This is a genomic window from Acidithiobacillus albertensis (genome assembly GCF_001931655.1).
GTDB classification, from domain to species: Bacteria; Pseudomonadota; Gammaproteobacteria; order Acidithiobacillales; family Acidithiobacillaceae; genus Acidithiobacillus; species Acidithiobacillus thiooxidans.
Map to the genome: position 1 here is coordinate 443812 of NZ_MOAD01000001.1, position 20622 is coordinate 464433.

Genomic DNA, 20622 nt, shown 5'->3' on the forward strand with positions numbered 1-20622 from the left:
ACGGCGCTTCTCGATCGACTGACCCACCACTGCGATATTCTGGAGACCGGAAACGATTCTTACCGGTTCAAAAAACGTCGCAGCCACCCCCTCTAAAACTGGTCAAAAATATACGCTGTTACCTGGTCATTTTTAAACGCTGTTTGACAGCCATGGATTAATAAAGGACCCTATACCCTGCGGCTCACGTATGTGGGACATTCTACGCAAAAGGGTTTTGGGTCGTCTCCCGTGTTATCTGAAATCGCACTGGTCCGGAAATAGATTTCGGCTCTCCATATGGATAACCATGCAAGCAAATTGGCCCATTGATGTCCGAGTGTCTGATAAAAGGGTTTCACAACGAGCGTGGAGAAGTTGCGCTCTGCGTACCTGACCAATCTGTTCCTCTGGGAACCAGGTTGCGGTGAGAGCGGCCCGGCTTGGATTCGGGCGTTAGGTTTTTCTGGAGGTCACATTGAAGCTCAAGCAATACCAGGTTGATGCGTTCACGGATAAAGTTTTTGGGGGTAATCCTGCCGCTGTGGTTCCGTTGTCAGCGTGGCCAGATGATTCGCTTCTCCAAGCAATTGCTGAGGAAAACAATCTTTCCGAAACAGCGTTCTTCGTTCCTGCTGAAAAAGTCTTTCAGCTGAGGTGGTTCACTCCACTCAAGGAGGTTGATCTTTGTGGCCATGCAACCCTGGCGACAGCGCATATCATTTTTGAAATTCTTGGCTATGCCAAAGCGGTTATCACTTTTGAAACGCGCAGCGGCGCGCTATTCGTGGAAAAAAATGGCGCCCGCTTGAAAATGAACTTCCCGTCACGACCACCTGCACCCTGCCAGCTTTCCGAAATTTTGGTCAAGGGGCTCGGCCAGCGTCCGGTTGAAGTATTGGCTGCGGACGACTATCTGGTCGTGTTTGACAGTGAAGCCACTGTTCGCGCCATCACACCTGACCAAGCGCTCCTTGCTCAGCTGGATTTGCGCGGCGTGATTATTACCGCACCCGGTATGGAGGCTGATTTTGTCAGCCGCTTCTTTGCCCCCAAGTATGGCGTTCCCGAAGATCCTGTTACGGGTTCCGCGCATTGTGCGCTTGCGCCGTACTGGGCCAATAAACTGGGCAAGAACATCCTGACCGCCAAACAGGTTTCCAAGCGTGGTGGTAACATCACTTGTGAGGTGAAAACTGACCGCGTGTTTCTCTCGGGTTGTGCGGTCATGTTTATGGAGTCTGAAATTTTCTTGTAAAATATATGATGATAAGCTCAATATCGACTGCGTGAGAGCGTGCGGCCACTTGGCTTCACGTTACCTGATTAGCACGATGATTCCGCTGAGCGGAGCCAGTGCTCAGGTCTTGGTCCGGTGTTGATGGCGGCGCGAAGTAAACTCATGGGCAAGGTGGCCAGATTAAAACGGCGGTTGAAGCGATAAGTCACGGTGGAGAGATAACGTTGCGCATATTTCCGAAACTTAAAGGCATGATAAGCACCGGAAAGACTCGTTTTGAGATTGCCCAGCACGGTGTTAACCCAGCCGAACTGAGGCAAATCCTTCGGCTTGCGTCCACCAGAGACAATTACCACATGCCCCCGTCCCGCATCGGCTATTCCATTGAAGCAAGGGAGACCATCGGTCAGGACCTGGCATTTTTTATCCAGCGTCGTGCGCGCCCAGTCTGCTATGGCGGGACCAGTAAATCCTTTAATGACGGTGAAGCGCGCGTAGATAGGATGCTCCTGTTCATCGACCGAAACGGCTGCGACAAAGGGCACCTTGTTTTCGGAGCCCCGTCCCGGTTTGCCACCGGATCGTTCCCCGCCCAGGTAGGCGTCATCGGCTTGTACGGAACCCTGCAGCGTATAGAGGGCTTCGCGTTCCAGCATGGATTGCATGAGCTTGTGATGGATGCGCCAGGCTGTGGGGTAACTTACGCCGAGCTGGCGACACAGCGCCAATGCGGACATCCCGGTTTTCGCCTGGCTGATCAGGTAAATGGCCAGAAACCAAAGGATCAAAGGCAAACGCGTTCCTTGAAAGAGGGTTCCGGCAATCAACGAAGTCTGATGGCGACAATGGCTGCACTGAAAGGTCTTGCGCGAGCCGCCTTTCAGAACAGAATGGCGGGTACCTTCACACTGGGGGCAATGAAATCCGTCTGACCAACGCGCCGATTCCAGGGCCGTCGCGCACTGTTCCTCGGTGCCAAAACGCTGCAGGAAATCGGGGAGAGACAAGCCTTTCTGAAACTGCACGCGGTTCATCGCCATGGAACACCTCACTGTCATAAGAATCAGTGGATTATATCAGGATGAATTACTGTATGAAAGTACAGCTTAAACATCGTGCTAATCAGGTCACGTTATGTCCTCATTAACAGGTAGGAGTCTTTTATGAATGCAAAATATTCCGGGCGGTGCCTTTGTGGGGAAATCAGCTATTCAGTTGATATTGAGCCAGTGTTTACTGGAAATTGTCATTGCAAAGACTGTCAAAGATCATCAGGTGGTGCATTTATTCCGGCGATGCTTTTCCCTGAAAAAAATGTGGTTGTTTCAGGTGCAGTAAAATATTACGAATCTCAGGCAGATAGCGGAAATATTCACAAAAGAGGCTTTTGCCCGAACTGTGGTTCCCAATTGTTCGCAAGGTTCGGCCATATGCCAGGAGTGCTGGGTATAAAGGCCGGCACTTTAGATGACCCATCGAATTATGTTCCAACGATGGATTTTCATGTAAGTAGCGCTGCACCATGGGACTGCATGAATCCAGCGCTACCTAAAAAGCAGGGGGCGGCACAAAGCTAACGATTGTGCATATCAAGTCTATTTGGCCGACAGTTATCGCCAGTGTGCTGCACAAGTACGCGTCGGGTTGCTTGATTGAAAATCCTTCCCGCTCAATTAGACACACTGACAAGTGGCACGTCGGTTAGCGGGCTTCACCAATCGGAGAGAAGCCCTCAGAGTTACGTCCTCGTAGCTGGTGAGGAACAAGAGGTCGCTGAATCTGAAATCCAGGTCGGCGGCCACACGCACGAGCCCAGGCGTTAGAGCCAGAAAGCGCGCAGCCGATCCAGAAGTTTGGGTGGGTTGCTGGAATCTGGTTTGGTGTTTTTCATCTGGAAGATTTTAGGCTGTCCTAAATTGTTGTGCAATGGGAAATACCATGAATATACAGCGTGTTGTTACTGCTAATTTTGCATTAAACAATGCTTGATGATAGCATTGTTGAGTCTAAATTTTTTTAGGCGTCAAGCATCAATTGCGAGACAATGAATGTCTTCTTGGGAGCGAAGCTATGGAACTGACTGCTGTTCTTACCCCCGCCGAAGAAGGCGGCTATGTCGCGCTAAATCCAGAGACAGGTACGACCACCCAAGGCGAAACGGTCGAAGAGGCTATTGTCAATCTGACTGAAGCTACAGCACTTTATCTGTCTGAGTTTCCGCTGCCAGCGCAGGGCCATCCGCTGGTAACAATGTTCAGCGTTCCTGCCCATGCCTAGGCTGCCTCATGTATCAAAGGAGCTGAAATTGTGAAGGCGCTGGAGCATCTGGGTTTCGAGAAGGCGCGCCAGTCCGGTAGTCACGTCATCATGCGTAGAAGATCAAGGGGGTGCGTTGTGCCGCTACACAATGAGGTCAAAACTGGAACCTTGGCTGGCGTTCTTCGTCAGGCCGACATATCCCCCGAAGTTTTCATTGCGGCACTGCGATTCTGATGATGCTCAACCCTTCGCTCCAGCCGACCAGCTACAGCGGGCTTCGCCCGCTTTCGCCGTCGGCTGAGCTGGCACGTTGTGTCGCAAGAAGGGTGCAATGACTCAACCTCAACCACTTTTGTTGCTCCGCAACCATAAATGGTCGGATCTCCCTACAACCCCTGGTGTTTACTGGTGGTATTTCCCACGCATAGCACTTGATCATTTTTGCATTGCCGAATTCTGTGACATCACGAAACTACGGTTACGGACAGCGCCAGATGGCAAAGTGTGCCTCTATCACGGTTTAGCTAAGAGCATCGCACAGCGCGTGCAATGGCATGCAGCTCAAAAGTTGACATTGAATTGCCTACAGACCGGTTTCCTCTCGACTTTCCGGTTTACTCTTCTTGCCCTGAACGACTTTGATTACTCGGAAGGAGTGGAAAAGATCGACAAGTATTTCGACGCTCTCTCTGTCAGTTGGCGATCGACAACGACAAGGGAAGAGGCAGAATCCATCGAGTGTAACGAGCTTCATGGCGAATACTATTACCCACTCAACATTCAAGGGAACAAACGGCCTGAACTATTAGCTTTTACCCGCCATTTGAAGGTCATGCGAAGCGCCTACAAAAAACGGTATATAAGTGGTAGTGACCATCATTGTGCGAAGTGAGATGACAATGCAATCCAACAATTCCACTATCTATCTTGTTTCTTGTGTCGGCAAAAAACGAAATCAGCCATGCGCGGCACGTGATTTGTATATTTCTGATTGGTTCATCAAAGCGCGCCGATATGCAGAATTATCTTTATATCCATGGTACATTCTATCTGCCGAGTACGGTTTGGTTCCTCCCGATCAAATAATTGCACCATATGAGCGGACGCTCAACACGATGAGGGTGGTGGATCGCCGCTCATGGGCCGATCATGTAACCCTTCAGCTTTCGGAAGCCGCTCCAGACTTGAAACAGGTAGTGTTCTTTGCAGGTGTGCGGTATCGTGAGTTCTTGACCAGCCACCTTTCCGATAGGGACATAAAAGTATCGATCCCAATGGAAGGGCTGCGAATCGGGAAGCAACTGAGTTGGCTTTTACAGCACACCTCGTTGTCTGTAGGCTAATGTTCAAGCGGCCGCACAACTCATTCAATCCGACTCCGCTTCGCGGCGCCGCTGAACTCAAACGTTGGGCACCTTTCAACGCCGTCGCGGAGATTAACAATGTGTAACCGCGTGGCTACATTCTCCCCATGGTCGAAATGCGGAAAACTATAAGGCGCTTTCCGGCGAACGCAGACCCGGCTTCGATACAATTCTCAAGGTCGTCGGCGCTCTCGGTTTGAAACTTCATGCCGAGGCGGGTCGCTCGTAACAAGGTGCCCAGCTACTCTGTCAACCGGACGCCCTGCCAGCTACGCTGGCAAGTTCCCTCTGTCCTTCAGGCTCCGGTCGCCGGTTACGTTGAACGTTATGTTAAAAAATCGGCCTTGAGCAACCGTGCGTAATAGCGTACGCTTAAATCCAGGGAGGGGGAAGCATGACCATACTCAACGCGACAGAGGCGAGATCGAAGCTGTACAGCCTTATCGATGAAGCCGCAGATTCTCATCAACCCATTGTCATAAAAGGCAAACGCGGTAACGCTGTTCTGATTTCGGAAGAAGATTGGAATGCGATATCTGAAACGCTCCATTTGCTTGCCGTCCCGGGAATGCGCGAGTCGATTCAAGAGGGCATGAAAACGCCAGCGTCTGAATGTGCGAAGGATCTCGATTGGTGAGGTGGCGGCTGGTTTATACCCAGCACGCGCAAAAAGATGCGAAGAAGCTCGCTGCATCAGGCCTGAAGGAAAAGGCAGTGAACTTGCTGAAGGTGCTTGAGGAGAATCCTTATCAAAATCCACCGCCGTACGAAAAACTCGTTGGTGATCTTGCCGGCGCATATTCCCGCCGAATCAATATACAGCACCGCATTTTGTACGAAGTCCTGGAGCAGGAGCATATCGTCAAGATTTTGCGACTATGGACACATTATGAATAAAGAAACATAACAAATCGTTAAATGGATTACCGGGCTGCGCCCGGGGCGCCGTTTAACTCGGCGTTGAATCAAGGGCTTTCTCATAAGCAGATCAATGAGGCGTTGGCTTTGGTTCATGCTCATCACGAGGAGATCATCAATGCCTGGCATAGCCACTTCGGGAATTGAAGTTTCGTTGGTATCAAACAAGGGCTTCTGGCTGCTCTTGGACAAGGACGAGCTTTTTGTTTCATATGCCGAGTTCCCGTGGTTCAAACAAGCCACGGTTGAGCAAATCACCACAATTGAACGGCAATCCTCTGCCCATCTTTATTGGCCCTTGCTTGATGTTGACCTTGCCGTTGAATCTATCCGCAATCCAGCTTTGTTCCCATTAGTTGCCAAGCCCAACCCATCATTCCGGCGGACGCGCTGACGAACTCCACCGAATTCAGACGTTGGAGTTTACCGCCGCTAATGCAAACCGTCAGCTCTATGATAGGCCTATCGTCGTCGCTGGGAACGCTTGGCGCAGCTTGGCGTCCATCGTCACGAGCTTTACGTCGAGTTGCCTGGCCAGTGCAGTGAATTCGCAGTCGTAGGCGGAGCATCCGCTGTCGCGGGCCAGAGTCAGTACCTCAAATGAGTCCACGTCGTATTCATGATCCGCCAGTAGTGTCTCGGCTTCACGCTGGATACGAAATGCCTGATCGAATTCAAGCAGCTTCTTTCGTATATACAGAGCCAGTATATTGCGCAGCTCACTGCGCCACAGCAGCGGCGCAACCCAGTCAGGGTCCCGCTCAAGCAGCCGTTCGGCTTCCGCTGTGAATTCGCCTGGCAGGTACAGGTAGGCAATAACGTTCGAGTCAACTACGATCATCGCCGCCCTTGCTGCTTGAATTCATCAATGTCCTTCGCTGCAAATGCCCCCTGCTCCAGTGGTGCGCGCAACGCGCGGGCGCGCGTGATCCTGTCCGAGGCAGTCGCCTTGCGCGGCAGCAGCGCCGTCTCAAGTACCGAGATTGCTTCGTTGTTAAGGCTGCGCCGGTGTGCTTCGGCTGTCTCCTTCAAGCGCGCGTATACGTCGTTCGGGATACCCTTCAGGGTCAAAGTCGTAGGCATGCCAATCTCCAACCAAATTGGCACCATTATGGTTTCGGTCTTGGTTAAGGTCAACGGCGGTGACCTTCGCAGGCAGAGGCTAACCCCTCTGTCAAAGGGACACCTTCTGACAAGCGGCGCGTTGAATAACTGACTTCACCGTTCGGAGAAAAGCCATCAGGGCCACGTCCTCGTAGCTGGCGAGGAACAAGAGGTCGCTGAATCAGAAAGCCAGGTCGGCGGCCACACGCACGAGCCCAGGCGTTAGAGCGAGAAAGCACTGTCGAGCATGTTGAGAACGGCAAGGCCTTTAGTTACATCACCTCTAGCGGCCATGGCCCGAAAGCGGGTTTCGGCATCAAACTCTGCTATTGCTTGCGTGGAAAGCTCTTCCATCAGCTTGTTAATGCTAATGTGTTTGCGCTTGGCCAATGCTTTCAAACGCATATGCTTGTCATCGGGTAACCGTACAGTCAAGGTAGCCATATCAACTTACTGGACATTATTGCCAGCCCGATATTTCGTGGTGTTGTGCTTGCTTTCACTGAGATCCATTTCCCATGATGCTTTATTATTGGTCGAGCGGGCTGATAATACTGCGACCACCCTTGTTCAGGACGTGGGTATAAATCATGGTGGTACTCACATCCTTATGGCCCAGTAGTTCCTGAACGGTGCGAATATCATAACCCGCCTGCAGCAAATGGGTGGCAAAAGAATGCCGTAACACATGGGGTGTGACCGGCTTTACAATACCTGCCCGACTCGCCGCCGTGCGTATGGCTCTCTGCACCGACGCCTCATGAATATGGTGGCGTCTTTGTGCACCAGAACGGGGATCATCACTGAGTACAGGGGAAGGAAACACATACTGCCAACCCCATGATTTACCGCTGGAAGGATATTTTACGGCCAGCGCATCCGGCATAAAAACTGCCCCCAGGTCTTTTTCAAGGTCAGCGTCGTGCAAAAGTTTGGTTTTTTCCATATGCTTTTTTAGGGGCAGTAGAATATTTTCGGGTAAGACAGTCACCCGATCTTTCGCCCCTTTGCCATCCCGCACAATGATTTCACGCCGTTCAAATTCCACATCCTTTACGCGCAGGCGCAACCCCTCCAGCAAGCGCATACCGGTTCCATAAAGCAATGCCGCAACCAGCCACATGGTACCCGAAAGTTCGTGCAACAAGGCGCGCGCCTCCGTAGGCGTAAGCACTACGGGCAGATGCCGCGAAGGCTTGGCATTGGTAATGTTATCCAACCAGGGCAGATCTATATCCAGCACCTGCTTGTACAAAAAAAGCAGAGCTGCCTTGGCCTGATTTTGAGTGGATGACGAAACGTGACGCTCATTGGCGAGGTAACTCAGAAAAGCCTCCACCTCAGCGGCCCCCATATTTTGGGGATGGCGCTTCCGATGGAACAAAATAAAACGCCGCACCCAATCAGTATAAACTTCTTCAGTGCGGATACTGTAATGCATCGTCCGGATGCGGGCGCGCAGCTGATCCAGAAGCTTGGGCGGGTTGCTGGGATCTGGTCGGGTGTTTTTCATCTGGGAAATTTTAGGCTGTCCTAAATTATTGCGCAATGGGAAGTGTCATGAATATAAAGCATGTTGATTACTACTAATATTGCATTAGACAATGTTTTGGTGATAGCATTTCAGAATCTAAATTACGTTAGAACTCAGGAATCGGCATGTACGTCCCCGAACATTTCAAAGAAACAAATCCAGAACGCATCTCGGCACTTGTCGAGAGCAATTCTTTTGGAATGCTGGTCACGGCTCCTGATGGTGTGCCTTTCGTTAGTCACTTGCCTTTCATCTTTGACCATGCCGCAGGTTCCAAAGGCAAGCTGCTCTGCCATATGGCGCGGGCAAATCCGCAATGGCAGCACTTTTCATCGTGCGGTGAAGTTCTGGTGGTATTCCAAGGGCCACATGCTTATGTTTCCCCTTCGTGGTATTCGTCGCCTGGCGTCCCAACATGGAATTACGCAGTGGTTCACCTGCGCGGAAAACCCCGGCTCATCGAAAGTGAGTCCGAGCTTGAAGCCTTGGTTGAACGGCTAACCCATGTTTATGAGTCTCACATGCCAAGCCCGTGGAAACCAAACCTTGCGGATGAACGGCGCACAAAACTTCTCAACATGATTGTGGGCTTTGAAATTGAAATCACAGACGTTCAAGCAAAGTTCAAACTCAGCCAAAACCGTCCGCTTGAAGACCAGCAGAGGGTAATCGAAAAGTTGAGTCAATCAAGCGATCAAACTGAGGTAGCAGTGGCAAAGCTTATGTCCGGGGTTCTCCATGCTGAGTTCTAACATGGCATTCGAGAGGGACGCGCCAAAAGCGGCGCGCCCCTCAACTTTACGTTAGCCTGCAGATCACTTATCGGAGGTTGTGATGGGACTTGCTGAAAGCTACACCCTCAAACCGAATGCAATTCCGGCGTACTTCGACGCCATTCTTGACGCGCAACCTCCCGAGCGATTCTCACTGAAGTTCCTAGAGAATCTTGGCTTCACATCGACTAATGACCGACTATTCATCGGAATGCTAAAGGATCTAGGGTTCCTCAATCGAGATGGCGCACCGCAGCAGAGATATTTCGAATTTTTAGATCGCAGCCAGTCAAAGCGCTTGTTGGCGGATGGAATTCGTGAAGGCTACTCCGACCTTTTCTCTATCAACACCAAGGCCAACACCTACAGCGTCGAAGAGGCAAAGAACAAACTAAGAACCCTCTTCGCTGGAAAGAAGACCGACTTGGTAATCTCAAACATTGCAAAGACGTTCAAAGCACTATGCGATTACGCAGACTTCACCAGCGTTACCGCAACACCAAAGAAATCAGAGAAACCTGCCAAGCAGGAGCCAGCGGAACAACCCCAAGAGCTTGGCTCTGAGAAATCAATACCCCAGGAATCCCAACAAATTGCCGCTGGCAAAATCCGTGTTTCAGGGCTTCAGTACCACATCAACATCGTACTTCCTGAAACGAGAGATCAGGCAGTGTTCGACGCGATCTTTAAGTCCCTTCGAGACCACTTAGGATGAAAGAGCTAGATCTCTATTCTTTCGTTTATCGCGGCGTTCTTACAGAAGAGGCTCTCGACAAGAACGGACGGTGGCGGCGAGGTCACTTTGGCGCAGAAGAAGCGCGAGAAGCGCAGCGCTCGTTATCCTATGACTTCTTGGATTCCGATCTCCTCCAAGAAGCGCAAAGGATGTCTGTGGTGTACGCCGCCGTTCACGCATTTGAGAACGCCGTTCGCAATTTAGTTACAAAAGCAATGGCAGAGGCGAACGGCGAAAACTGGTGGCAAAAGGTTCCGGAACGCATCCGAAAGTCTTCTAAGAGCCGCATGGATGAAGACGCAAAGTTCCGGTGGCATGGAGCACGGGGTGCACAGGAAATCAATTATTGTGATTTTGGCGACCTGTCCTCTATCATCGTTACTAACTGGGACGTATTTGACGACCTTCTCGGAAACATGGAGTGGGCTAAGGCCACCCTCAATACTCTAGAGAAGAGTCGCAATATCATCATGCATGGCGGGTCGCTTGCCAAAGAAGACGTCGAACGCATCGGCATGAATATTCGAGACTGGATCAGGCAAGCAGGCTAACGAATAAGGTTAGATCGTGCGAAGCCACGATCTGAACCGTTTGTTGGACGAGCCCGGTTCTGAGCGCCGACAGGGCCGCACAGAAAATATGTATTTGGGAAGTACCCCGGTTTGGAGTTTCACCGGGAGGATATGGGCTATTCCACCGGCTTCGTGCCTGACGCTGCGGTAGCCGATGTTCATTTTACTCGTTGGCAGGTCGATGCTGCTGCGAATTGCCCAGATTCAAGGCAAGCCGGTGCCTCAGCTTGCGGGCGCTGGCTCCCGATGCCTGCCGAAGGGCGTGGCGCTTACATGGTCAATGCACTCCCTCGGGAGCTATGGGCGGTGGCATGCCCTCTGAATACCCTGACCGAATCCGCGTTCGCACGATCAACATCACCGCACCGCGGCAAGCGCAGAGAATGGGGGCGCGCGGCTTGACCCACGCCGCCGTCTGGATCGGAGCGCATCTGAGCGGCACCTGCAGCAAGGCGATCAAGCGTTTGCAGTTGGGGTGCAGAAAGATAGCGCCCCAGATAGATGAGTGCCTTCTCGCCGGTGCCCACGGATTTGCAATCCACCACCCATGCCATGGGGTAATGATCTGGCAAGGTCCATCCAGCCGCCGCGTGTGGGTGTGCAACAACGCGATGGTGCCGGGCGTGCCTTGCAATTGCTTGTCATTGTGGCTGAAGGTGCGCACCGTCCCCCGAGCGCAGCGCAGCGCAGGAGCAGTTAGCTGATTTCCCTAAAAGTGGACGTATGGTACCTGAAGTGGGTTCGCCTCGCATCAGGGAGCTGATATTTGGAACGTATCGGATTGTTTACAAGGATACCGAAGCTAGACCGTGCCTGTTATCATTTACCCCTATGTTTACTGCTGCAGGTTGATTGCTCATGTCTGTTCGTACCCGTTTTGCGCCGAGTCCTACTGGTTATTTACATATTGGGGGTGTCCGCACCGCGCTGTATTCATGGTTACATGCCCGCCGCCAGGGGGGGCGTTTTGTGCTGCGCATTGAAGATACGGATCTGGAGCGCTCTACGCCTGAAGCGACGGCGGCCATTCTTGAGGGCATGGCCTGGCTGGGGCTCGATTGGGACGAGGGCCCTTTTTACCAGACACAACGCATGGATCGTTATCGGGAAGTGCTGGCACAGATGTTGGCAGCAGGGACTGCCTATTACTGTTATTGCAGCCGTGAAGAAGTGGATGCCATGCGTGAAGAGCAACGCACGCGCGGCGAAAAGCCCCGTTATGACGGGCGTTGCCGAACACGCAGTACCGCCCGTGAGGGGGTGGCACCGGTTATCCGTTTTCGCAGTCCGGATACGGGCGAAACGGTGGTGGAAGACCTGATTCATGGTCGGGTCAGCTTTCAGAACAGCGAACTGGATGATCTGATTATCGCCCGCTCCGATGGAACGCCTACTTACAATTTCTGTGTGGTGGTGGACGACTGGGATATGGGCATTACCCATGTTATCCGGGGCGATGATCATCTCAATAATACTCCCAGACAAATGCAGATTTTGCAGGCCTTGGGTGCAAATCTTCCGGTTTACGCCCATGTACCGATGATTCTCGGACCGGACAAGCAGAAACTTTCCAAACGCCACGGTGCTGTCAGCGTGCTGGAATATCGGGAGCAGGGATTTTTGCCGGACGCCCTGCTGAATTTTCTGATTCGTCTGGGCTGGTCGCATGGTGACGAAGAAATATTCAGTCGCGAACAAATGATTGAGTTTTTTCAGATTGATACCGTCAATAAAGCGGCTTCGGCATTTAATCCGGAAAAATTGCTGTGGATTAATGCCCAGCACATGCAACGGCTGAGTCCCGAGGGGCTGGCTCAGCATTTACGGCCATATCTGGACGCCCAGGGCATCACCGAGGCGAGTCTGGCCCAAGGCCCGGACTTGTCTGCGGTTGTCGCCTTATTACAGGAGCGCGCCAAGACCCTGGTAGAAATGGCCGGGGCCGCCAGCATGTTTTATCTGGCTCCAGTGACAGGTGAGATCAAGGATGTAGAAAAACATCTGCATGGTCAGAGCGCTTTGCTGGAGAGTCTCCTCCAGCATCTGGAAGCCTTGCCGGTCTGGACGGCGGCGGCCATTCACAGTGCCATTCAGGAGTTGGCAGTCAGTCATGCCGATGGGAAAATGGGAAAAGTCGCCCAGCCCTTACGGGTTGCCGTGGCCGGGCGCGCGGTTTCCCCGCCTATTGATGGTACCCTGGCGCTGTTGGGAAAAGCCGAGACGCTTGCCCGTATCCGCCATGCTCGCAGCTGGCTTGCGGCGGTCTGAGCGCAGTCCCAAGCCATTTATATTGGGTGATCTACGCGCATCCTTCCAATTTTCAGGGATTTTAGCAGCTGCTGATACTTGGCGTCGGGCGGTTCATTTGCGATGATGGAGTCAAGCGCAGTTCCCGATCGTATTTTCCAGCTCAGGAGATCAGCTCATGGCTATGAACGTCACCCAGAAAATTATTGCCGCGCACTTGGTGAGTGGCACCCTCAAGGCGGGGAGTCCGATAGCTATCCGTATTGATCAGACGCTCACCCAGGATGCCACCGGAACCATGGCCTATTTGCAGTTTGAGGCGTTGGGTCTGCCTCGGGTACGCACTGAACTGTCTGTTTCCTATGTCGATCATAATATGCTGCAGTCCGGCTTTGAAAATGCGGACGATCACCGGTTTCTGCAGAGCTTTGCCGCGAAATACGGGGTCCATTTCAGTCGGCCGGGCAATGGCATTTGTCATCAGGTACATCTCGAACGGTTTTCCAAGCCGGGTGGTACCTTGTTGGGTTCGGATTCCCATACGCCGACTTCTGGCGGTGCCGGAATGCTGGCTATTGGCGCGGGCGGACTGGACATTGCCCTGGCCATGGGTGGTTTGCCCTTCAACCTGAATATGCCGGAAGTGGTGGGTGTCAAACTGACGGGGAAATTGCAACCCTTTGTCAGCGCCAAGGACATCATTCTTGAAGTATTGCGGCTGAAAACCGTCAAAGGCGGGGTGGGCAAGGTCTTTGAGTACTTCGGCCCGGGGGTGGCACATTTGAGTGTTCCTGCGCGCGCGACCATCACCAACATGGGGGCGGAACTGGGAGCAACCACCAGTGTTTTCCCCAGTGATAGCGTGACCCGGGACTATCTTGCCGCCCAGGGGCGTGGAGCGACCTGGTCCGAGTGGGTGGCTGATGCGGATGCGAGTTACGACGAAGTGCTCGAAATCAATCTGGATACGCTGGAACCCCTGATTGCCTGTCCGCATAGCCCGGATAATGTCAAAAAAGTGCGGGAAGTGGCCGGAACCAAGGTGGCCCAGGTAGCCATCGGTTCCTGTACCAATTCCTCCTACACCGACCTGATGACCGTCGCCCAGATGCTCAAGGGCAAGGTGGTTGCGGATGGGGTCAGTCTGGGGGTTTCTCCGGGTTCCCGTCAGGTCATGGAAATGGTCACCAAGGATGGCGGGTTGCTGGACTTTATTGGTGCCGGATCACGTATTCTGGAATCTGCCTGTGGACCCTGCATCGGGATGGGTTTTGCGCCACCCACCCAGGGGGTTTCCGTACGCTCCTTCAATCGTAATTTCTACGGGCGTTCCGGCACCAAAAATGCCGAGGTTTATCTGGCGAGTCCGGAAACCTGTGCGGCCTGCGCTCTGACTGGCGAGATTACTGATCCCCGCGATTTGGGCTTGGCACCTATTCACGTCGATTTGCCGGGACAGTTCCTGGTGGATGATCGCATGGTGCTGGCCCCTGCGCCTGAGGGCACGGAGGTTGAAATTATTCGCGGTCCGAATATTGCCAAGTTACCGGCAGGTAAGGCCGCGCCCGCGCATCTGGCAGGCGAGGTGCTGATTCGTCTCGAAGACGATATCACGACCGATCATATTATGCCGGCGGGGGCCAAGGTGCTGCCTTTGCGCTCCAATCTGCCCGCAATCTCCGAATTTGTTTTTCATATGGTGGATGAAACTTTCCCGAGTCGGGCCAAGGCATCCGGCGGTGGTTTTATTGTGGCGGGTCATAATTATGGTCAGGGGTCTAGCCGCGAACATGCTGCGCTGGCACCGCGCTATCTGGGCGTTCGGGGGGTGTTGGTACAGTCTTTTGCCCGGATTCATCTCGCCAATCTGATTAATTTCGGGATATTGCCGCTCACTTTTGTGCATGCTGAAGATTATGCCAAGGTGCAGGCGGGTGATCAGCTGGGCCTCGATCTGTCGGGCCTGACTCTGGGGAAATCCCTGATCTTGCGCGATGAGACGCAGGGTCTGGATATTGAAGTGATGCCGCAGCTTGCCAGCGCCCGTGATCTGGAATTGATTTTGAAGGGTGGGGCCTTGTCCTGGGCGAGTGAACAACTGGAGCAGGTGTCATGACGACCCATATTCAGAAACCCGCAACAGGCAGTCCCTTAACACTGCTGAATGGGGTGTTGCAGGTGCCTGATCAACCCATTATTCCCTTCATTGAAGGCGACGGAATTGGTTGTGATGTAACCCCGGCCATGCGCAGTGTGGTGGATGCGGCAGTGGCCAAAGTCTATGGAGGACAGCGGCAGATTGCCTGGATGGAATTGTTTGCCGGTCAGAAGGCCGTGCAACTGTATGGTGAAGGGCAGTATTTGCCCGATGAGACCATGGCCGCCATTCGGGAATATAAAGTCGCCATCAAAGGCCCTCTGGAAACTCCGGTGGGCGGGGGGATTCGTAGCCTGAATGTGGCCATGCGTCAGGATCTTGATTTGTATGTCTGCCTCCGGCCGGTGCGTTATTTTGAGGGGACGCCCAGCCCCATGCGGCATCCGGAAAAAGTGGATATGGTCATTTTTCGCGAAAACTCCGAGGACATTTACGCCGGGATTGAATGGCCTGCGGGTAGTCCCGAAGCAGAAAAAATCATCCGTTTTCTGCGGGAAGAAATGGGCGTCACAAAAATCCGCTTTCCCGACAGCTCTGCCATTGGCATCAAGCCCGTATCCACGGAAGGTTCGGAACGTCTGATCCGGCGTACCATTCAATACGCTCTGGAGCATGGCAAGCCCTCTGTCAGTCTGGTGCACAAGGGTAATATCATGAAATTCACCGAAGGTGGTTTCCGTGACTGGGGTTATGCCCTGGCGGAGCGGGAGTTCGCCGGACGGGTATTTACCTGGAGGCAAAAGGCCGCCATCAGCAAGGCAGAAGGTAAGGCGGCAGGACAAAAAGCTGAGCAGCAGGCCATTGCCGACGGGAAGCTGATCATCAAGGACGTGATTGCCGATAATTTTCTGCAGCAGATTTTGCTGCGCCCGGAAGATTACTCAGTGGTTGCCACGCTGAACTTGAATGGTGACTATGTTTCTGATGCCCTGGCCGCAGAAGTAGGGGGTATTGGCATGGCGCCCGGTGCCAACCTTTCTGATACCCACGCGATTTTTGAAGCCACCCATGGTACGGCACCCGATATTGCCGGACAGGGCAAGGCCAATCCCAGTTCGCTGATTTTGTCGGCCGTCATGATGCTGGAGCATCTGGGCTGGGGAGAGGCTGCTCAGGCGATTGTGGCAGCCATGAATGCCGCCATTGCGGCTGGTGACGTCACCGGTGATCTGGCGGCCTTGCTGGGTGATGTGCCGGCATTGCGCACCACAGATTTTACGGCAGCGCTGATCCGCCGTTTTTAAAGGAACTTTCATGAATCTGCATGAGTATCAGGCCAAGCGTTTGTTGGCCGAAGAGGGGATTCCGGTCCCCCGCGCCATTCCCGCTTTTTCGGTGCGTGAAGCCGTGAATCAGGCACGTGAACTGGGCGGTCCGGCCTGGGTGGTGAAAGCCCAGGTGCATGCCGGAGGCCGGGGCAAAGCCGGTGGGGTGCGGGTCGTTCACAGTATTGCCGGAGTGGAAAAAGCTGCCCAGGAACTGCTTGGAAAACCATTGGTTACCGCCCAGACCGGTGCGCAGGGCCAGCATGTGGCGGCTTTGTTGATTGAGGAGCCAAGCAGTATTGCCCGCGAGTTGTATTTGGCGCTGATGGTGGACCGGGCACAGGCCAGAATTACCTTTCTCGCCACCCAGGAAGGCGGCATGGATATTGAGGAACTGGCCGTAACCCGGCCGGACGCCTTGAAAAAGCTGGTTGTTAATCCCAGCACCGGATTTTTGCCCTTTCAGGCTCGACAGCTGGGATTTGAGTTTGGTCTGGATACCAGTCAGGTGCAGCAGCTGACCCGCATCATGCAGGGCATGTATCGTCTTGCCCAGAAGCTGGATGCGTTGATGGTCGAAATCAACCCGCTGGCGGTTACCAGCGATGGCCGTCTGCTGGCGCTGGATGCCAAGCTGGTTATGGATGACAATGCCTTGTACCGGCATCCCGAATCTGACGAATTGTTTGATTCCACCCAGCAGGATAGTCGGGAAATTACCGCCAGACAGTTTGGGCTCAATTATATTTCCCTGGAAGGGAACATCGGCTGCATGGTCAATGGTGCCGGTCTGGCTATGGCGACCATGGACATGATCAAGCTGCATGGCGGGGAACCCGCCAACTTTCTGGATGTAGGTGGTGGTGCGGCGGCAGATAAGGTCACCCAGGCATTTAAGCTGATTTTGTCCGACACCCGGGTCAAAGCCATTCTCGTCAATATTTTTGGCGGCATCACCCGTTGTGATTTGCTGGCAGAAGGCATTATTCAGGCCGCAGCCGAGGTAGGCATCCATCTGCCGGTAGTGGTGCGCCTGGAGGGGACCCGCAAGGAGGAAGGGATGGCTTTGTTGAGAGAAAGTGGCCTGTCATTGATTTCTGCCGATGGTCTGACGGATGCCGCTGTGAAAGCGGTGGCTGCCGCTCAGGGCTAAGGTGTCCATCAATATTTTCTGGTTGCAGCGGTTGTGGCCGGTATTGCGCAATTCCGGCCCCTTGATTTCGCGTTTGGCCGATGCCTATGTAAAACGCGGCGCAGATCAAAAATCTGCCGAGCGCATGGCGGAAATGGCGGTGCTTCTGGATCAGATTCTCGACGAGCGACTGAAAACGGTGGCCCAGGTGGATGATCTGGAGGGTCTCCGGCAGGATCTCGCCGCGCTGCGTAGCGATGTGAATCATACCCGGCCCGTTGTCCGGCGCAATCCTTACATACTGCTTTTATTGCTGGGTGAAGCCGTCATTATTCTACTGTTGATTCTTGTTTTGGTGCATATATGAGCATATTGCTGTCTCAGAACACCCGTATTATCTGCCAGGGGTTTACCGGCAAGCAGGGAACTTTTCATTCGCAGCAGGCCGTGGCTTATGGCTCCCGCATGGTTGGCGGGGTCACACCCGGAAAAGGGGGCAGCCGCCATCTGAATTTGCCGGTTTTTAATACGGTGGCTGATGCGGTGCAGGAAACCGGCGCCGAAGCCAGTGTGATTTATGTGCCTTCTCCCTTTGCGGCCGATGCCATTATTGAAGCGGCTGCGGCGGGCATTGAACTGATTGTCTGCATTACCGAGGGAATCCCGGTGCATGACATGTTAATGGTGAAACACTATCTGGCGGGTTCGACGGCGCGTCTTATTGGTCCCAACTGTCCCGGTATTATTACTCCCGGACAGTCAAAAATCGGGATTATGCCCGGTTCCATCCATCGTCCGGGCAAGGTCGGCATCGTCTCCCGTTCTGGCACCCTGACCTACGAGGCGGTTGAGCAGACCACCCGCCTGGGTCTCGGCCAGAGTACCTGTGTCGGCATTGGTGGCGATCCACTGATCGGCATGAGTTTTGTCGAGGTGCTGGCGCTCTTTGAGGCGGATCCACAAACCGAGCTGATTATCATGGTTGGCGAAATCGGCGGGCGCATGGAAGAAGAAGCGGCTCACTATATTCAGTCCAGTGTCAGCAAGCCAGTGGTGGCTTTTATTGCCGGATCAACGGCGCCCAAGGGCAAGCGCATGGGCCATGCCGGCGCGATCATTGACGGCAATGCCGGAACTGCTGCGGCAAAATACGCGGTACTGGAGGCGGCGGGGGTACATTGTGTGCATTCTCCGGCTGAACTGGGTATGCGCGCCGCAGCTTTGTTGAGCCGTTAATGCGCGTCGCTCTGGCGCAGTGCAATGTCTGGGTCGGTGACATCGACCGGAATGTGGCATTGATCCTGAAGGCAGCACAGGAGGCAAAAGCTGGGGGTGCCGATTTACTGGTAACCCCGGAGCTGGCTTTATGCGGTTATCCTCCCGAAGATCTGCTGCTGCGTGAAGACTTTGTGCAGGCCTGCGCAGAAGCGGTAAAAACCCTGGCAGCGCAAACGCCTTTACCCTTGTTGTTGGGGCATCCCCAGCGCGTCAACACGCGGCTTTATAATTGTGCCAGCTTGTTGCGAAATGGTCAGGTAGAAGCGGTTTACCACAAGCACTGTCTGCCCAATTACGCAGTATTTGATGAACTGCGTTACTTTACGCCAGGTACCCAGCCCCTGACTTTTGACTGTGCGGGAGTCTCCTGCGCCGTGGCCATTTGCGAAGATGTCTGGTGTGGTTCCGAAGTGGCTCAGGCCTCCAGAGACCAGGGCGCGGAGTTACTTGTGGTCCTCAATGCCTCCCCTTACCACCGGCACAAGCAGGGGGAAAGGGAAGGTCGGCTGGCGGCGCTGGCGACTCAGACACAAATGCCCATCTGCTATGCGAACCTGGTGGGTGGTCAGGATGAGCTGGTTTTTGACGGTCGATCATTTGTGGTGGATGCACAGGGTCGGTTGGTGGCCCGGGGGCCGATTTGTGAAACGGCGGTCATCCTCACGGATTTTGAAAAAACCACTCAGGGTTTGCAGGTTAAAGGCGATACAGCGCTCATTGCGGCAGCCGATACGGAGGCCGAGGTTTATGCGGTCCTGACTCTGGGGGTCCGCGATTATGTGCGTAAAAATCATTTTCCGGGTATTGTGCTGGGCCTTTCGGGCGGGGTGGATTCAGCCTTGACCCTGGCAATCGCTGTGGATGCTTTGGGGGCGGAGCAGGTGCATGCTCTGATCATGCCTTCCCGTTATACCGCCGAAATGAGCGTTGCAGATGCCATTGCCGAGGCCCAGAGTCTGGGGGTTTCCTACGATCTGATTTCCATCGAGCCGGTTTTCCAGGCTTACTTACAGACCTTGGCGCCGCTGTTTGAGGGACGCCCGGTGGATACCACCGAGGAAAATCTGCAGGCGCGGGTGCGTGCCGGGTTGTTGATGGCCTACTCCAACAAGTTTGGGCACCTGCTGGTAACCACCGGCAATAAAAGTGAAATTGCGGTGGGTTATGCCACCCTGTACGGTGATATGGCGGGTGGTTTTGCGGTCATCAAGGATATCCCCAAAACCCTGGTCTATCGTCTTGCCCGCTACCGCAACCAAGATGCCCTTGTCATTCCCGAGCGGGTATTGAGTCGGCCACCCTCGGCGGAGCTGGCGCCCGATCAACAGGATCAGGACAGTCTACCCTCCTACGAGGTGCTGGATGCCATCATTGCGGCCTATGTAGAAAATGACCGGTCTGCAGCAGAACTGATTGCCTCCGGTTTTGCAGCCGACACGGTGCAGCGGGTATTGAAGTTAATTGACCGTGCCGAGTATAAAAGAAGACAGGCGGCTCCCGGTGTGCGCATCAGCACTCGCGCATTTGGAAAAGATCGGCGCTATCCTATTACCAACGGCTACGCTTCCTGGGGTGGCCATCATAAGCTGAACGAGGAGCAACACCATGAAAAAAATTGAGGCGATCATCAAGCCCTTCAAGCTGGATGACGTGCGCGAGGCATTGCAGGAAATTGGTCTGGCCGGAATGACCGTAACGGAAGTGAAGGGTTTCGGACGGCAAAAAGGGCATACCGAGCTCTACCGGGGGGCGGAATACGTGGTGGATTTTCTACCCAAGCTCAAGCTGGAAGTGGTCGTTGGCGACGACATGGCGGATCGCGCCATTGAAGCCATAGAACAGTCTGCGCGTACCGGCAAAATTGGCGATGGCAAAATTTTTGTGAGTGCTGTGGAAAGAATTATTCGCATTCGGACGGGCGAAGAAGGTGCCGAGGCGGTCTGATCCTGCTCACCAGGGTGCAGCCAGCTGCTCCCTAAGCGATCACCTGATTCGGCCATTGGCCTAGGGGCTGTTGACGCGAACAGCCCGGGCTAAAGTTGCTGTTAAATCTCCAAGCTAAG

At 53.7% G+C, this 20622-nt stretch carries 27 protein-coding genes and 2 pseudogenes; 23 read left to right on the forward strand and 6 right to left on the reverse strand.

Features of this window, described 5'->3' with window-relative positions; all coding sequences use genetic code 11:
* Both BLW97_RS18895 and BLW97_RS02345 read left to right on the forward strand, forming a co-directional pair.
* The coding region (locus tag BLW97_RS18895) for an ATP-binding protein (protein ID WP_242947821.1) at positions 1-96 on the forward strand (96 nt) is incomplete at its 5' end.
* Between the two features lie 361 nt (positions 97-457).
* On the forward strand, positions 458-1237 hold the full coding sequence (locus tag BLW97_RS02345) for a PhzF family phenazine biosynthesis protein (RefSeq protein ID WP_010641537.1): 780 nt from the start codon (positions 458-460) through the stop codon (positions 1235-1237).
* A gap of 68 nt (positions 1238-1305) precedes the next feature.
* Here the strand turns inward: BLW97_RS02345 and BLW97_RS02350 are convergent, their stop codons facing one another.
* Entirely contained in the window at positions 1306-2259 is a 954-nt protein-coding gene (locus BLW97_RS02350; RefSeq protein ID WP_075322177.1) for an IS1595 family transposase, read from the reverse strand.
* A 123-nt stretch (positions 2260-2382) separates the two neighbouring features.
* Here BLW97_RS02350 and BLW97_RS02355 point away from each other — a divergent pair, with 123 nt between their 5' ends.
* The 9 genes and pseudogenes from BLW97_RS02355 to BLW97_RS02390 all read left to right on the forward strand — a co-directional run bounded on the left by BLW97_RS02355 (position 2383) and on the right by BLW97_RS02390 (position 6154).
* Positions 2383-2796 (forward strand): GFA family protein, encoded by a 414-nt coding sequence (locus tag BLW97_RS02355; protein ID WP_075322178.1) that lies wholly within the window; start codon positions 2383-2385, stop codon positions 2794-2796.
* A gap of 493 nt (positions 2797-3289) precedes the next feature.
* Positions 3290-3496, forward strand: a complete 207-nt coding sequence (locus BLW97_RS02360; protein WP_010639621.1) for a hypothetical protein — start codon at positions 3290-3292, stop codon at positions 3494-3496.
* Between the two features lie 30 nt (positions 3497-3526).
* On the forward strand, positions 3527-3712 hold the full coding sequence (locus BLW97_RS20340; protein WP_010639619.1) for a type II toxin-antitoxin system HicA family toxin: 186 nt from the start codon (positions 3527-3529) through the stop codon (positions 3710-3712).
* A gap of 97 nt (positions 3713-3809) precedes the next feature.
* On the forward strand, positions 3810-4370 hold the full coding sequence (locus BLW97_RS02370; RefSeq protein ID WP_075322179.1) for a GIY-YIG nuclease family protein: 561 nt from the start codon (positions 3810-3812) through the stop codon (positions 4368-4370).
* A gap of 7 nt (positions 4371-4377) precedes the next feature.
* A complete protein-coding gene (locus tag BLW97_RS02375) occupies positions 4378-4821 on the forward strand; it encodes a DUF6884 domain-containing protein (protein WP_010639615.1) in 444 nt (147 codons plus the stop codon).
* A 157-nt stretch (positions 4822-4978) separates the two neighbouring features.
* A pseudogene (locus tag BLW97_RS20345) lies at positions 4979-5071 on the forward strand (hypothetical protein); the annotation flags it as partial.
* A gap of 165 nt (positions 5072-5236) precedes the next feature.
* Positions 5237-5479 carry a type II toxin-antitoxin system Phd/YefM family antitoxin gene (locus BLW97_RS02380; RefSeq protein WP_031575778.1) on the forward strand — a complete coding sequence of 81 codons (243 nt, stop codon included), beginning with the start codon at positions 5237-5239 and terminating at the stop codon, positions 5477-5479.
* Positions 5455-5739: a Txe/YoeB family addiction module toxin gene (locus tag BLW97_RS02385; protein ID WP_226831181.1), complete on the forward strand. Its 285-nt coding sequence runs from the start codon at positions 5455-5457 to the stop codon at positions 5737-5739. Before BLW97_RS02380 ends, BLW97_RS02385 begins: the two co-directional genes overlap by 25 nt.
* Positions 5740-5878: 139 nt before the next feature.
* Entirely contained in the window at positions 5879-6154 is a 276-nt protein-coding gene (locus BLW97_RS02390) for a DUF2442 domain-containing protein (protein WP_031575770.1), read from the forward strand.
* 57 nt (positions 6155-6211) lie between these two features.
* On the opposite strand, the gene BLW97_RS02395 is transcribed toward BLW97_RS02390, so the two are convergent.
* The 4 genes from BLW97_RS02395 to BLW97_RS02410 form a co-directional block, all read right to left on the reverse strand.
* Positions 6212-6601 carry a type II toxin-antitoxin system VapC family toxin gene (locus BLW97_RS02395; protein WP_075322180.1) on the reverse strand — a complete coding sequence of 130 codons (390 nt, stop codon included), beginning with the start codon at positions 6599-6601 and terminating at the stop codon, positions 6212-6214.
* Positions 6598-6843, reverse strand: a complete 246-nt coding sequence (locus BLW97_RS02400) for a FitA-like ribbon-helix-helix domain-containing protein (protein WP_075322181.1) — start codon at positions 6841-6843, stop codon at positions 6598-6600. Before BLW97_RS02400 ends, BLW97_RS02395 begins: the two co-directional genes overlap by 4 nt.
* Positions 6844-7086: 243 nt before the next feature.
* The gene (locus BLW97_RS02405; protein ID WP_075322182.1) at positions 7087-7308 is read right to left on the reverse strand and encodes a toxin-antitoxin system HicB family antitoxin; all 222 of its coding nucleotides are present in this window, start codon (positions 7306-7308) and stop codon (positions 7087-7089) included.
* Positions 7309-7393: 85 nt separating this feature from the next.
* Entirely contained in the window at positions 7394-8377 is a 984-nt protein-coding gene (locus BLW97_RS02410) for an integron integrase (protein ID WP_075322183.1), read from the reverse strand.
* A gap of 146 nt (positions 8378-8523) precedes the next feature.
* Here BLW97_RS02410 and BLW97_RS02415 point away from each other — a divergent pair, with 146 nt between their 5' ends.
* The 3 genes from BLW97_RS02415 to BLW97_RS02425 all read left to right on the forward strand — a co-directional run bounded on the left by BLW97_RS02415 (position 8524) and on the right by BLW97_RS02425 (position 10458).
* Positions 8524-9150 (forward strand): FMN-binding negative transcriptional regulator, encoded by a 627-nt coding sequence (locus BLW97_RS02415; protein WP_075322184.1) that lies wholly within the window; start codon positions 8524-8526, stop codon positions 9148-9150.
* Positions 9151-9232: 82 nt separating this feature from the next.
* Positions 9233-9886 carry a DUF5343 domain-containing protein gene (locus tag BLW97_RS02420; protein ID WP_075322185.1) on the forward strand — a complete coding sequence of 218 codons (654 nt, stop codon included), beginning with the start codon at positions 9233-9235 and terminating at the stop codon, positions 9884-9886.
* A complete protein-coding gene (locus BLW97_RS02425; protein WP_075322186.1) occupies positions 9883-10458 on the forward strand; it encodes a Swt1 family HEPN domain-containing protein in 576 nt (191 codons plus the stop codon). The genes BLW97_RS02420 and BLW97_RS02425 overlap by 4 nt, the downstream gene beginning before the upstream one ends.
* 298 nt (positions 10459-10756) lie before the next feature.
* On the opposite strand, the pseudogene BLW97_RS20350 reads toward BLW97_RS02425, so the two are convergent.
* A pseudogene (locus BLW97_RS20350) lies at positions 10757-11164 on the reverse strand (IS91 family transposase); the annotation flags it as partial.
* 38 nt (positions 11165-11202) lie between these two features.
* Here BLW97_RS20350 and BLW97_RS20355 point away from each other — a divergent pair.
* The 9 genes from BLW97_RS20355 to BLW97_RS02475 all read left to right on the forward strand — a co-directional run bounded on the left by BLW97_RS20355 (position 11203) and on the right by BLW97_RS02475 (position 20503).
* Positions 11203-11331 carry a hypothetical protein gene (locus tag BLW97_RS20355; RefSeq protein ID WP_423230358.1) on the forward strand — a complete coding sequence of 43 codons (129 nt, stop codon included), beginning with the start codon at positions 11203-11205 and terminating at the stop codon, positions 11329-11331.
* Between the two features lie 6 nt (positions 11332-11337).
* Positions 11338-12747 (forward strand): glutamate--tRNA ligase, encoded by a 1410-nt coding sequence (gene gltX, locus BLW97_RS02440; RefSeq protein ID WP_010641544.1) that lies wholly within the window; start codon positions 11338-11340, stop codon positions 12745-12747.
* 157 nt (positions 12748-12904) lie between these two features.
* Positions 12905-14842, forward strand: coding sequence for an aconitate hydratase (locus tag BLW97_RS02445; protein ID WP_075322188.1), 1938 nt, complete (start codon positions 12905-12907; stop codon positions 14840-14842).
* On the forward strand, positions 14839-16128 hold the full coding sequence (gene icd, locus BLW97_RS02450) for an NADP-dependent isocitrate dehydrogenase (RefSeq protein ID WP_075322189.1): 1290 nt from the start codon (positions 14839-14841) through the stop codon (positions 16126-16128). Before BLW97_RS02445 ends, icd begins: the two co-directional genes overlap by 4 nt.
* Positions 16129-16138: 10 nt before the next feature.
* Entirely contained in the window at positions 16139-17302 is a 1164-nt protein-coding gene (sucC, locus tag BLW97_RS02455) for an ADP-forming succinate--CoA ligase subunit beta (RefSeq protein ID WP_065973436.1), read from the forward strand.
* 1 nt (position 17303) lies between these two features.
* A complete protein-coding gene (locus BLW97_RS02460; protein WP_010641548.1) occupies positions 17304-17648 on the forward strand; it encodes a hypothetical protein in 345 nt (114 codons plus the stop codon).
* Entirely contained in the window at positions 17645-18517 is an 873-nt protein-coding gene (sucD, locus tag BLW97_RS02465; RefSeq protein ID WP_024893553.1) for a succinate--CoA ligase subunit alpha, read from the forward strand. Before BLW97_RS02460 ends, sucD begins: the two co-directional genes overlap by 4 nt.
* Positions 18517-20178, forward strand: a complete 1662-nt coding sequence (locus BLW97_RS02470) for an NAD+ synthase (RefSeq protein WP_075322190.1) — start codon at positions 18517-18519, stop codon at positions 20176-20178. The genes sucD and BLW97_RS02470 overlap by 1 nt, the downstream gene beginning before the upstream one ends.
* Positions 20165-20503, forward strand: coding sequence for a P-II family nitrogen regulator (locus BLW97_RS02475; protein ID WP_010641551.1), 339 nt, complete (start codon positions 20165-20167; stop codon positions 20501-20503). The genes BLW97_RS02470 and BLW97_RS02475 overlap by 14 nt, the downstream gene beginning before the upstream one ends.
* Positions 20504-20622: the final 119 nt, after the last annotated feature.